The organism is bacterium, assembly GCA_035419245.1.
In the GTDB taxonomy this organism is placed as follows: Bacteria; Zhuqueibacterota; Zhuqueibacteria; order Residuimicrobiales; family Residuimicrobiaceae; genus JAKPUX01.
In genome coordinates, this window is record DAOLSP010000002.1 from 284,766 (window position 1) to 296,232 (window position 11,467).

The 11,467-nt window shown below is 61.2% G+C and carries 12 protein-coding genes; 5 read left to right on the forward strand and 7 right to left on the reverse strand.

The genetic code is table 11. The annotated features are described in order from the left end of the window. Positions 1-3: 3 nt before the first annotated feature. The gene (locus PLH32_05040) at positions 4-2,436 is read left to right on the forward strand and encodes a sigma 54-interacting transcriptional regulator (protein HQJ63960.1); all 2,433 of its coding nucleotides are present in this window, start codon (positions 4-6) and stop codon (positions 2,434-2,436) included. A 56-nt stretch (positions 2,437-2,492) separates the two neighbouring features. On the opposite strand, the gene PLH32_05045 is transcribed toward PLH32_05040, so the two are convergent. From PLH32_05045 to PLH32_05065, 5 genes are read right to left on the reverse strand one after another with little or no spacing between them, the layout of a single operon-like run. Further along, positions 2,493-3,230 (reverse strand): outer membrane lipoprotein-sorting protein, encoded by a 738-nt coding sequence (locus PLH32_05045; GenBank protein HQJ63961.1) that lies wholly within the window; start codon positions 3,228-3,230, stop codon positions 2,493-2,495. Continuing rightward, positions 3,227-4,501: an ABC transporter permease gene (locus PLH32_05050; GenBank protein HQJ63962.1), complete on the reverse strand. Its 1,275-nt coding sequence runs from the start codon at positions 4,499-4,501 to the stop codon at positions 3,227-3,229. The genes PLH32_05045 and PLH32_05050 overlap by 4 nt, the downstream gene beginning before the upstream one ends. Beyond that, positions 4,498-5,667 (reverse strand): FtsX-like permease family protein, encoded by a 1,170-nt coding sequence (locus PLH32_05055; protein HQJ63963.1) that lies wholly within the window; start codon positions 5,665-5,667, stop codon positions 4,498-4,500. Before PLH32_05055 ends, PLH32_05050 begins: the two co-directional genes overlap by 4 nt. Continuing rightward, a complete protein-coding gene (locus tag PLH32_05060; GenBank protein ID HQJ63964.1) occupies positions 5,654-6,403 on the reverse strand; it encodes an ABC transporter ATP-binding protein in 750 nt (249 codons plus the stop codon). Before PLH32_05060 ends, PLH32_05055 begins: the two co-directional genes overlap by 14 nt. Before the next feature lie 10 nt (positions 6,404-6,413). Further along, positions 6,414-7,544: a hypothetical protein gene (locus PLH32_05065; GenBank protein HQJ63965.1), complete on the reverse strand. Its 1,131-nt coding sequence runs from the start codon at positions 7,542-7,544 to the stop codon at positions 6,414-6,416. 129 nt (positions 7,545-7,673) lie between these two features. Between PLH32_05065 and PLH32_05070 the strand changes: the two genes are divergently transcribed. The 3 genes from PLH32_05070 (at position 7,674) to PLH32_05080 (ending at position 8,896) form a co-directional block, all read left to right on the forward strand. Then, the gene (locus PLH32_05070; protein ID HQJ63966.1) at positions 7,674-7,880 is read left to right on the forward strand and encodes a hypothetical protein; all 207 of its coding nucleotides are present in this window, start codon (positions 7,674-7,676) and stop codon (positions 7,878-7,880) included. 67 nt (positions 7,881-7,947) lie between these two features. Continuing rightward, on the forward strand, positions 7,948-8,487 hold the full coding sequence (locus PLH32_05075) for a GNAT family N-acetyltransferase (protein ID HQJ63967.1): 540 nt from the start codon (positions 7,948-7,950) through the stop codon (positions 8,485-8,487). Between the two features lie 61 nt (positions 8,488-8,548). Beyond that, the gene (locus PLH32_05080; protein ID HQJ63968.1) at positions 8,549-8,896 is read left to right on the forward strand and encodes a hypothetical protein; all 348 of its coding nucleotides are present in this window, start codon (positions 8,549-8,551) and stop codon (positions 8,894-8,896) included. A 27-nt stretch (positions 8,897-8,923) separates the two neighbouring features. Here the strand turns inward: PLH32_05080 and PLH32_05085 are convergent, their stop codons facing one another. Together PLH32_05085 and PLH32_05090 are read right to left on the reverse strand one after the other, a co-directional pair. Beyond that, positions 8,924-9,289 carry a hypothetical protein gene (locus PLH32_05085; GenBank protein ID HQJ63969.1) on the reverse strand — a complete coding sequence of 122 codons (366 nt, stop codon included), beginning with the start codon at positions 9,287-9,289 and terminating at the stop codon, positions 8,924-8,926. Positions 9,290-9,511: 222 nt separating this feature from the next. After that, positions 9,512-10,636 carry a saccharopine dehydrogenase C-terminal domain-containing protein gene (locus PLH32_05090; GenBank protein HQJ63970.1) on the reverse strand — a complete coding sequence of 375 codons (1,125 nt, stop codon included), beginning with the start codon at positions 10,634-10,636 and terminating at the stop codon, positions 9,512-9,514. Between the two features lie 136 nt (positions 10,637-10,772). Here PLH32_05090 and PLH32_05095 point away from each other — a divergent pair, with 136 nt between their 5' ends. Further along, a complete protein-coding gene (locus PLH32_05095) occupies positions 10,773-11,465 on the forward strand; it encodes a VIT family protein (GenBank protein HQJ63971.1) in 693 nt (230 codons plus the stop codon). The last annotated feature ends 2 nt before the right edge of the window (positions 11,466-11,467 follow it).

Below are 11,467 nucleotides of genomic sequence, written 5' to 3' on the forward strand. Positions count from 1 at the left end.
AGCATGTCCAAAGGCAGAATCTATATTGTTGAAGATGAGGCGATCATCGCCATGGATCTGCGCGACCGTCTACAGGCCCAGGATTGGGAGGTTGTCGGTCTCGCCTTTGCAGCCGAACAGGCGCTCCCCGAGATCGCCGCGCTGCAGCCTGATCTGGTGTTGATGGACATCATTCTCGCTGGCGGCATGGACGGCATTGAAGCCGCCGGTTTGATTGCTGCGCGTCATGGTATTCCCACCATTTACATTACCGCCAATGCCGATCCGGCCACTCTACAGCGAGCCAAGCTGACCGAGCCCCTCAATTATGTGATCAAGCCTATCGACGAGAAGGAGTTGCAGATCAATCTCGAGATGGCGCTCTACCGTCATGCCGCCGAGAAAAAAATCCGCGCCAGCGAGCGCTGGCTGCAGCGGCTGCTCTCGAGCATGGCGGAAGGGGTGATCGCCGTCGATCTGGCGGGCCATATCACCTACATCAATTCGGTCGCCGAGTCGCTTACCGGCTATGCAGGTGGCGAGCTGACCGGTCAACCCCTGGCGGCCTTGCTGCGCTGGCAGGAGCATCCCGGCCGGGAGGCGCGTCCGGTGAGCGCGCGGGAGATGCTGCAAGGTGATTTGGCCGAGAGCGGCCTGTTTTCTGTCCGGGCACGCGATGGGGGATCCATAGCGGTGGATGAGACCATTTCGCCCCTACTCGATGACCAGGGCAAGATGGTGGGGATGGTCCTGACCCTGCGGTCGCAGGGCGAGCACCATCCCGTGGAGGGGAGCAGTGATGCGACGGGTGAAACCTATGCCGCAGTGGTCGAGAATGCCCTCGAGGGTATTGCCATTGTCCGCGAGCTGAACTGCCTGTATGCCAACCCCGCGTTCTCGCGCATGACCGGATTCAGTGTGGCGGAGATCAACGGCCGTCCCCTGGCCGCTTTTTTTCTGCCCGAATATCGCGAACGCATCGAACAGCTTTCCAGCATGCGTGCTGCGGGCTTCAAGACCCCGCGGCACTATGAAGCGCGGCTGCTGTCGCGTGAAGGCCGCATTGTCGATGTCGATATCTCCGCAGCATCCATTCCGTATCAGGGCGGCATGGCGGAGATGATCGTCTTGCGCCAGCAGCGCCCGCCCGAGCCGGTGTCGGAGCCAGCCGCCGCCCAAAAAGCCCTTCCGCTGCGGGGCATGGCCCTGGTCAGCCTCGAGGGGTATCTGACCTTTGGCGACCCGGCCTTCCGGGCGATCTGGGGATTTGCCAGCGATGCCGGCCTGCTCGGTGCGCCCCTTTCCGGGCTCTGGCTGGAGAGCCGTGAGGGGGAGGTGTTTTGGCGTGCGCTGCAGAAGAAGGGACGTTGGAAGGGGGAGTTGGCGGCCCGGCTGGGTGACGAAACGAGCCGGTTGTTGCGTGTCAGCGCCCGACTGCTGCGCAATGCCGCGGGTCAGCCACTGGCCTACCTTCTGATCTGTTCGGACAGCGGAGCGATGCGGCAGCTGAGGGCGAGCCTCAAGACGGAGCACCGGATGGGTGATCTGATCTGTTTCAGTCCGCGCATGCGAACGGTTTCCGAAGAGATCCGGATAGCGGCTGCGGCGGACGCGCCGATTCTCATCCAGGGTGAAGGCGGCAGCGGCAAAGCCCTGATCGCCGAGACCATTCACCGGCTCAGCCGCCGCGCGGCTGCGCCTCTGTTGTCGCTCGACTGCACCGCACTCTCAGAGCGCGCCCTGGCAGCCGAACTCTTCGGCTTGAATCCCGCGCAGGCCGCAGACGGCATGCCCCCGAACAGCGTGCTGCAGCGCGCACGGGGTGGCACCTTGATGCTGGAAAATTTTACGGCTATGGCGCTCCATATGCAGCAGCGTCTCACCCGCCTCTTGCAGGAAGGGTTCTACGAACCGGAGGGCGGCCACGTTCCGCTGCGCGCGGAGGTTCGGATTATCGCCACGACTCCCATGGAACCGCGGCTCGAGATGACCGCCGGCAGGCTTCGGCAAGACCTCTTTTTCCAGCTCAGCAGCATGGTGATCCGGGTGCCAGCCTTGCGCGAGCGTCGCGAAGACCTCAAAGCACTGATCGCCTGGTATGTGCCGCGCCTGGCCGAGCAGCTCGGTGTCGCGGCTGTTGAGGTCACGGCGGCGGCGCAGTATGCGCTGCGCAACTACAGCTGGCCGGGAAATGTCGAGGAACTGCGCAATGCCCTGCAGCATGCCCTGCTACGCTGCCAGGGGCAGCCGATCGGGGTTGAGCATCTGCCGTCCACTGTGGCGGCGGCCTACTCGCTCGGTATGACCGGCACGCGGCGGGTTGGCCGGGCGCGAAAGTTGAGCCAGGATGCTGTGCGCCTGGCGATGCAGCAAGCGCATGAAAACAAGGCCAGAGCGGCGGAGATCCTCGGGGTCTCTCGCGCCACGCTCTACCGGTATCTGGAAGAGGGGGAGTGAGTGTCGGGTCACCGGAAAGGCCTGCGGCTTCGTCTTTCGAATATTGAACCGGAGTATCAGCGCTTCAACGCCGCCTTGCTAAAAATCCAGTCGGGGATGACCTGATCGAAAGCGATCTTGTGGATGATCACTTCCGTCCCCTGTCCCTGCTTGAATAGATCCTTGTACAGCATTTTCATCGGATACCATCGTCCTGCCACCCGCTGCACCTCTGTGAAGGTAACCTCTTTGAGCTGCTTGCCGCTCTTGGCGTATAATTCCTGCCGCAGCGGAACATCCCGTTCCCTGTCGATCCAGAGCTTCTGCCGAGGATAGGCCGCATCCGTCACCTTGGCGGTGAGTTCCAGTACCCAGGCTGGACGGCCGGCGATCTCTTCCTCGCCTGTGACCCGCCCCGTATAGATCTCCTCCAGTTTGCGGTCATCCATTAAATCCTCATAAGAGAGGTCGCTGCCCATCACCGATTGCCGCAGGAGGTGCCCGGAGATTATCAGGATGCGGTCGCTGGCAGGCGAGTAGATCCACATTTGACCGGAGAGTTTGAGCATTTTGGTCCCCTCATCCGCGGCTGGCGAGAGATATTCGGTAAAAGCCTTGCGGGTGCCCTCCGCATAGCTTTTTGCAGTGAGGGTCCGGCTGCCGCGGCGCCCATGGATGGTCATGGTGGACTCGACCACCCGGGTGCGGGCGGAGAGGTTCCGGTCGACCCGGGCGAGGATCGCCCCGGCCTCCTCGGCGCGTAGGCCCGGTGCAGCGAGTAGCAGAAGGGTGACTGGGAGGGACAGGTTTTTCATGTATCCAGCTCCGTGAACAGCTGTGCTGTGCTGCGTCGATAGATGCCCAGACCGGAGAGCGCATTGCCCAGTGTCATTGATAGCAGACCGGGGATGAAGCCGATCCAAAAGTCGACCGTCGTGATCCTTGTGCGCACGACGGAGGGCATCATCAAGGTTGAGGTCTTGACCGCGTAGCCGATGTCGAGTCCCACCTTCTGCAGATACCAGGCCAGGCCGAGACCGATGAAGGTACCGGATACCGAGCCCAGGAGCCCGATGAGCAGCGCCTCGGCGATCAAGGTTTGATAGAGATGGTTTTTGTCCTCACCGAGCGCAAGGCGCACGCCGAATTCGCCATAGCGACGCAAACCGCCGATGAGGCCGGTGTTCCAGAGCACCACCGACATGGCCGTCACGAACAGGATGATGAGGATCAAGGCGACGAGGCGGGTGTAATCGAGAAGCCGGGCCATGCCCTCCTGCTCGCGCATGGTGATCATCAGCGGTGAAAAATCATCCGTTGCCACCGAATGCCGGATGTTGAAGGTTTTCGCCAGGGCGTCCGCGCGATGCTGGGTGTAGTCGCCGTCATGAAAGAAACCGAGGATTTCGCCGGCCGCATCCTGCATGCCCAGGGTCTGACGGCCGGCCGCCAGGTCGATGATGAACGCCCCGTGGTCGAGCGCCTCGGTGCCGAAGCGTACGGTACCGGCGACAGTGAAGTTGTGAAAGGCCATGCTGCCCTCCATGGTGCTGCCGAAGAAGGTGAAGCGGTCACCGGGCTGGATGCCGAATTTCACCGCAAAATCGTGAGTCAACAAGGCTTCATCGGAGCGGACGGGCATTCGTCCGCTGAGCAGAGCGGCGGGCAAGTTGAAGCGTGCCGGCTCTAGTGAGCCGGGATGGAGCAGATCGATGGCATAGCCCATTGCCGGTCCCTGGGCGCGGGTGGCTCCGGCGGAGTCCGGAAAATCGATCAGGCCGCTGAAGCGGATGCGCGGAGCCCAGTCGACGCCCGGCATCTCCTGCCGCAGAGTATCGAGCAGCGCGCCGGCGCCGGTGAGGGCGAGATCGATGGGCAACTGTGCCTGCTCGCTGGCATAGGCGCGCGTCATCACCTTGAGGTGGCCGGTGCTGAAATGGGCGCTCATATCGATTGACTCCCCCATCACGCCGGTGACCCAGGCATGTCCCAGAACGGTTAACGCGACACCGATGCTGATGACGATCAGGGGCAACAGGCTGCGGTGTCGGTCCTGAAGGATGCCCTTGAGGAGAAAACGGATCACAAGGCTTTTCCTTTCAATGCGTCCGTCGGCTTCATCCGGGTGATCCGGCGGGCGGGCAGATAACTGACAATCGCGGCCGACAGGACGACGAGAGCAATGGAGGAGGCGAGCAGGCCAAAGCTGTAGACTGGGATCAGGGTGGCGGAGATGGTCATGCCCGTGGCGTCGGCGACTTCAGGCATCGAGATGCCGTGGTGACCCAGCCAGCGCAGCAGCGGCAGCCCATACAGGGTGGCTAGGAACAGGGCGAGTAGGCTGTGGGCGCTCCCCTCGATGGTGAAGAGGCGGATGATCTGGCCGCGCGTCATCCCCAGGGCCATGAAGGTGCCGATTTCGCGCTGACGCCGGAAGATCGCCAGAACCTGAGTGTCGAAAATGGCCAGGAGGGCGATGGCCAGCAGCAAGCCGTAAAGGATGCTCGAGCCGGCTTTTTTGGCCTGGATCACCTCCTCGTACTCCTTGAGCAGAAGGTCGGGCGGTTTCCATACCCAGCCGGCCAAGGGGGGGGCATTCTGGCTGCTGGAAGCGATCAGCAGGGTGGCCTCGTCCGCCAGCCCGGTCAGGGACTGCAACCGGTCCAGCGGCACCCAGATTTGACTGTTGTCAATACTGGGGACATTGGCGGAAAAGATTTGTACAATGGTGAGCTCGCGGGCATCGAAAACCCCGTTTCGGTCGCGCCAGCGTACGAGCAGGCCGTCTCCGGGCTGCACTTTCAGTGCAGCGGCCATGCGCCGGCCAACCAGGGCTGGGATTTCGGCGGAATCGCTGAGGAAGCAAGCGGTCGGCAGTGCGAGGATCTTCTGGCCAGCGGCGATGCCCTTGAGCTGCAAATTAACCATGCGTCCGCCGGGGAAGGCGACCGCTTGAGTGATGAGCACCGGAGTGAGCGTTCCAGCCGCGGCACGCTGCTGTATCTGTGGCGAAAGGGGGGCATGGGCCTCCTCGAGGGAGAAGGGATCGAAGCGGTCATAGCGCGGATGCCAATATTGGCCGCCTCCGATCTCCCAAGCCTGAGTGTCCTTGCGTGCCTGCAAATTCCAGCCGTCGAGCAGACCGTTGTAAAAGACCATAACAACGAAGGCGATGGAGAGGACCGCGGCAGTCAGCCAGGTGCGCAGACCGGCTCCGAGGAGGTTTTTAAAGGCCAGTTTAATGGCGAGCATCACCTTCCTCCTCCCCAAGACCGTCTGATGTGCCGGTGGTGCCGATAATTTTTTCGTCGCGCGCCACGGCACCATCGTTGAGGTGGATGATGCGGTCGAGATAGTGCATCACCTTTTCGTCGTGGGTTGCAAAGAGAAACGTAGTGCCGAGTTCACGGTTCAATGTCTGCATCGTCTGCAGGATATGATGTGAATTGGCCGCATCCAGATTGGCGGAGGGCTCGTCAGCGAGAACCAATTCCGGCCGCTTGACCATAGCCCGGGCGATGGAGACGCGCTGGCATTCACCGCCAGAGAGCTGGGCGGGTTTCGCGCGGGCTTTTGCGGCCAAGCCCACCCACTCCATAGCCGCCGTTACCGCCCTCCGGCGTGCGGCAGCGTCCATTTTTTGGAGCAACAGGGGAAACTCGACATTGTCGAAGACCGAAAAGACGGGGAGCAGGTTATAGGTCTGGAAAATAAAGCCGATGTGATGATTGCGCAGTTCGGCGGCGGCTTTGGGGGAGAGCCGGGCGATATCCTTCCCCAGCACTGTGACACGGCCCTCGCTGGGCCCATCCAGGCTGCCGATGATGTTGAGCAGCGTGGTCTTGCCGGAGCCGCTTGGGCCCACCAGACCGGCAAACTCGCCGGGTGCAAAGGCCAGGGTGATGCCGCGCAAGGCCGTAAAGTCACCCTCGCCGCTGGGGAAACGCTTGATCAGGTGGTGGATATCGATCAGGGGATGGTTTTGCATCGTTCTTCTCTCAGTGGGTGTAGACGATCAGGATCTGGGCGCCTTGGCCTCCATATGCAGAGGCGTTGCCTTCGGGCCGGCCGCTCAGGGCCGGAGTATGCGGATTCGAGAAAACGATCAGATGGAGGGCAAGATTCCCAGGCTCGCTCCGCCATTGCAGGAAGCGGTAGACCGCATTCTGCTCCCGGTCGACATACAGGATAGCGGTAAGTTGTGAGCTGGCGCCCAGCGAGTAGGCGAGGGAGAGGGCAAGCATGGTTCTGGCGCCGCTCAAGCCGGGAGCCGTCGAGGCCGTGCCGTACCAGAGGTTCTCCAGTACCGCATTCAGGCCGCTGCCAATCCCGAAGGTATAATCGGCTCCGAGGGTCAGCAGGGTTTGGCCGCTCGATAAATCCGGGCCGCGGCGCTGATGGATCCAGACCCCCTCAAACCAGAATCCCGCCATCCAGTCCCATCTTCCATCGAGGCCGATTCGGCTTTCCGGGAAAGATATGGCATCGGGCGCGCCCGGCAAATGAGTTTCCGCGCTGCGAAAGTGGGTGGTCAGGCCGATCTCGCCTTTCGGGACCGGGAACTGCAACCGGCCGCCTGTTTCAGGATGACCGCGGCGTGATTTATACATTTCCCATCTCTTGAAGTCCTCAGAGGGCCGGAGCAGCCAGAACCATAAGTTGGCGTTATTGAGGGCGTAATAGCGCCCGAGCAGTGCCCAGACGCCCGCGGTCAGCTGCAAGGGATCGCGTGGATCGACCTGATCGAACCACATCAGCGGGCGGATCAGTACCGCGGAGCCGAAGTTGATCTTTTGCAATCCCAACCGGATTTCCATCTGCGGCGTGGAATAACGCACCCAGAGACGATAGGCTTGCAGATTGCCGCTGCACGCAACCGGCCTGCCGGACGGCCGGTGCAGTAACAAGCGGAGGTTGGCTGACGCTTCGAGATCGACCAGGCGGCTGCCACACGTGCGCTGGAGATGGACCTGGGGGATATAGCGGCACCCTGTTTCGAGCACACTCCCCTCTGACCGGCGGTAATCGGTCCAGAGGGAGGCCTGGCCTTCGAACGGCAGGCCCGGATGGGCGTATAGCCCGGCGAGCGGCCCCATGCCGAGAAGAAATTGCAGGAGAGCTTTTTTCATTTCAGACCATGTCCGCGGCCGGTCGTAAAAAGTCCTTGCCCTCTTAGTCCGGGCTATGTATATTGAAGATAGATGTTTTTTTTCTTTTTCGCAACCACCATTTGGGCAACCCTGTCAAGGGAGGCGATCATGCATAGCGTACAGCTGACCGACGCGGAACGGGATCTGCTGCGTGAGATCCTGGAGAGCCATCTCAAGGAGATGCATACGGAGATTCACCACACCTGGAAAGCCGAATTCAAGGCCATGCTCAAGGAAAAACAGCATGTGATGATGCAGCTTATGGACAAGCTGCAGGCGGATTTGGCCTCATCGCGTCATGAAGTTCCGAACTGAACGCCACTCCAGCAAATAGAAAGGCCACTGCGTGACCGGGCATCCCATCCTGCAAGCCGAACGAGTTATGCTCCGTCCTTTTCAGCTTTCCGATGCATCGGAGGTACAGCGTCTGGCCGGGGATTTCGCCATCGCTGACACCACTGCTAATATTCCGCATCCCTACCCGGACGGAGCCGCCGAGCATTGGATCCAGAGTTACTCGAGCCGATTCGCAGAGGGCAGAGAGGTCGTTTTTGCGATCATCATCCGGGAGGAAAACCTCCTGGGTGGTGCGATCGGTCTGCATCAAATCGATACCGAGAACGAGCGTGCGGAGATGGGTTATTGGATTGGCGTGCCCTTTTGGGGCCGGGGCTATTGTACCGAGGCGGCGGCTGCGGTCATCACTTTTGGATTTACACAGCTTCAGTTGCAGCGAATTTTCGCTTGTCATTTCAAGCGCAATCCCGCTTCCGGGAGGGCGATGGCCAAGAACGGGATGAAATGGGAGGGATGTCTGCGCCAGCACCTGAAGCGCCGCGGCCGGTTTGAAGATCTGGACTATTATGGCATTTTGAGAGAGGAGTGGCTTGCTTTTCAGAACCACCGGCCAGATGCCGGCTGATCCATCCGTACAACGCTGACTTCGCCCGTTACTCAGAATGTCTACAGCAGAGGGGACCCGGATGAAAGACACGACCAAAGCCGTTGTGCGTACGTTTCTGTTTCTGATTGGCGTTTATATCTGTTATCAGGCCTATACTCAAAAGCCAGTGGAAAAGGATATATGGTGGATTTCCGGAATCTTTCTCACCGCCAGTGCATGGTTTGCCAAGCTCATTGGTGTAGCCCTCCTTGTGGTTGGAGCGGGATTCTGTGCCGTCAATTACCATAATCTCACCTCGACCGGGCCGCTGATGAATTTCTATCCGGGAGGATTCGGCTTTGGGCTCATCTGCCTGATCGCCGGCGGATTCTTTCTGGCGGTCGCGCCTTCCAAGAACAAAAAAAACAAGGACGGAGAAAAGTCCTGATCCCCCGTAGTGCAACCTGCCCATCGCTCACCTCACCTTTGACGGTTCTGCGCAACTGAAGCGGATGTGGTTTGCTGCCGCCGGCACACAGTCACCATGCTGCAAAAAAAAGGCCTGCCAGACCCACCCCTCATCTCCCTGGCTGGTCCTGATTTTGCCCCACCGGGTGGTTCGGATCAACTGGATTACCTTTTCCCCCTTGGCGATGCGGATCTTGCCTGGAGAGTCGGTGAGCCGTTTCACGGTATCGGGGAGCAGGAAAAGGGAGCGATCGGCACAGACCTCCTCTGTAATCGCGGGCCCGATGCGGCTCTCGTGCACCCAGCCGCTGGTGCCATCATCCAGCCGGATCTGAAAGGAAGCGCCCTGGATCAGCAGCCGTTGTGCCCGCATCCCGCGGCGCCGCCTCCCGCTTTTGGCGCCGGTGGTATCCGCCTAGCGATACGCGGCGGTCGTTACGCTGCCGGGTGTGGCGGCATGCAAAAGGCAGGGTAGTACAAGGGCTGGTAGGGCCAGAAGGCAGGTTCGCAGGGTCAGGGTCGTTCCTCGCAGGATCGTCTCTGTCAGCGGTTGATATTGTGGAACAGGGCTGGAGCGGAAGGCTTCAGGCCGGGCTTATCGCTCCTCGTGGGTGTAGATGACGCGTCGTGCCGCCAGATCGGCCATGATCGCTTCGAAACAGCCCGCCTCGGCGCCGAGATACTCCGGCGGGCAAATCCCTTTGCGGGCGAAACGGCCCGCGAGCACCAGGCGCGCCGCCGCAGTGGCGGTGTAGCCGGTCGTTCGCGCCATCGAGGAGGTGCGGGTCTCTTCGTCGTAGACGTCATAGAGATGATACAGATGCTTGCGCGGTCCGTCGGCTGCTCGTCCCTCCAAGATGATGCGCATGATGGTGAACTCTTTCTCCGCCTCACCCAGCTTCCATTGGGGCAGAAGAATAGAGCTCGTCAATTCACGCGGCGAAATCCGGGCGCCGTTGCACGAGATCGGTTCGTCAGATAAAAAGCCGGTATCGCGCAGGATCTTCATCAGCTGGCAGTGGCCGGGGTAGCGCAGGGTCTTTTCTTTCATGTCGGGAATGCCCGTCATGTTGAGCAGGGTGCGCAGACCGTCGGTGTTGAAGGCTTCGAGGGTGCCGACCGGGGCCAGGTTGACCAGCTCCGGTTCGGAGAGGGCCGGCCGCGTGACGATCCGGCCGTTTTCGATTAGACGGGCCGGCCGGAGGTACTCCTCGATGACGTCGAGAGGGGAGAAGGGCGCCTTGTATTCGAAGGGCCAGTCGCGCTTCAACGGCAGCCCGCCCACAAGGCACTCGAAGCGGTCGATGGACATGGCGCGCTGATGGTATCCGAGGATCAGGTTGCTCATACCGGGAGCTACGCCGCAGTCCACCACCGCGGTGACGCCCCTGGCTTGGGCCAGCGCATCGAGGCCGAAGGGGTCTTCGGGGAAGAAAGAAATGTCGACGCAGTTTACGCCGGCGGTGAGGACCGCCTCTAGGGTCCGGTATCCCATGAATCCGGGCACCGCTCCCAGGATCAGATCCTGACCAGCGGCAAGCCCGGTGACGGTTTGCGGCTGGGAAAGATCGGCTGTGAGGGTGCGGATGGGATATCCATCCTGCAGGGGTTGCAGGGCTGCAGGCTCCATGTCGACTGCGGTGACCTCAAAGTCGCGGCAGAGATCGATCGCCATCGCCTTTCCCACCATCCCGGCGCCGAGGAGCATGATCTTTTTCATGGTTGCTCTCGATTCTCAAGCTGAACGTGCATTTTTTGCAAGGAAAAGATACTCTGTTTTACGATATTAACCAACAAAAATCATACGGGGAAAACTATTCGAGAGCACTGGATATTTACTGGAAGGATGTTAATGCATGCGTCATGATGAACTGCATCGTTCGGAACGGATCGGCTGGTTGCGCGCGGCCGTCCTGGGTGCCAATGACGGTATCGTCTCAACGGCCAGTCTGATCCTTGGCGTTGCTGCGGCAGGCGGAGGCCGCGCTGAGGTTGCTGTCGCCGGCATCGCCGGACTGGTGGCCGGGGCTATGTCGATGGCTGCGGGAGAGTATGTTTCGGTGAGCTCGCAGGCCGACACCGAGCAGGCGGACCTGATGCGCGAACGCGGCGAACTGGCTGCACAATGGGAGAGCGAGGTGGAGGAGCTCAAGGGAATCTATATGGCGCGCGGACTTGATGCCGATCTGGCAGCTCAGGTCGCCGGCCAACTGATGGCGCACGACGCCCTCGGCGCCCATGCCCGTGATGAACTCGGTCTCTCCGAGATCCATAACGCCCGGCCGGTGCAGGCGGCCTTCGCCTCCGCGGGCACCTTTGCCGTCGGCGCCGGATTGCCGCTCGCGGTCGCGCTCCTGGCTCCTGAACCCGCACTGGCGTTGACGGTCGTGATCGCCTCCTTGCTCTGCCTCGGCTTCCTCGGCGGGCTGGCGGCAAAGACCGGCGGCGCCAAAGCCGGCATCGGTGCCTTGCGCGTCACCTTCTGGGGCGCCCTGGCCATGGCGCTGACCTGGGCGGTCGGTGCCCTCTTCGGCACCACCGTCTCCTGAGA

What these genes read in the sequence shown, in the direction of transcription:
- PLH32_05040 (HQJ63960.1), top strand. Translation starts at nt 4, where the DNA reads ATGTCCAAAGGCAGAATCTATATTGTTGAAGATGAGGCGATCATCGCC.
- PLH32_05045 (HQJ63961.1), bottom strand. Translation starts at nt 3,230, where the DNA reads ATGAAAAACCTGTCCCTCCCAGTCACCCTTCTGCTACTCGCTGCACCG.
- PLH32_05055 (HQJ63963.1), bottom strand. Translation starts at nt 5,667, where the DNA reads ATGCTCGCCATTAAACTGGCCTTTAAAAACCTCCTCGGAGCCGGTCTG.
- PLH32_05060 (HQJ63964.1), bottom strand. Translation starts at nt 6,403, where the DNA reads ATGCAAAACCATCCCCTGATCGATATCCACCACCTGATCAAGCGTTTC.
- PLH32_05065 (HQJ63965.1), bottom strand. Translation starts at nt 7,544, where the DNA reads ATGAAAAAAGCTCTCCTGCAATTTCTTCTCGGCATGGGGCCGCTCGCC.
- PLH32_05070 (HQJ63966.1), top strand. Translation starts at nt 7,674, where the DNA reads ATGCATAGCGTACAGCTGACCGACGCGGAACGGGATCTGCTGCGTGAG.
- PLH32_05075 (HQJ63967.1), top strand. Translation starts at nt 7,948, where the DNA reads ATGCTCCGTCCTTTTCAGCTTTCCGATGCATCGGAGGTACAGCGTCTG.
- PLH32_05080 (HQJ63968.1), top strand. Translation starts at nt 8,549, where the DNA reads ATGAAAGACACGACCAAAGCCGTTGTGCGTACGTTTCTGTTTCTGATT.
- PLH32_05085 (HQJ63969.1), bottom strand. Translation starts at nt 9,289, where the DNA reads ATGCGGGCACAACGGCTGCTGATCCAGGGCGCTTCCTTTCAGATCCGG.
- PLH32_05090 (HQJ63970.1), bottom strand. Translation starts at nt 10,636, where the DNA reads ATGAAAAAGATCATGCTCCTCGGCGCCGGGATGGTGGGAAAGGCGATG.
- PLH32_05095 (HQJ63971.1), top strand. Translation starts at nt 10,773, where the DNA reads ATGCGTCATGATGAACTGCATCGTTCGGAACGGATCGGCTGGTTGCGC.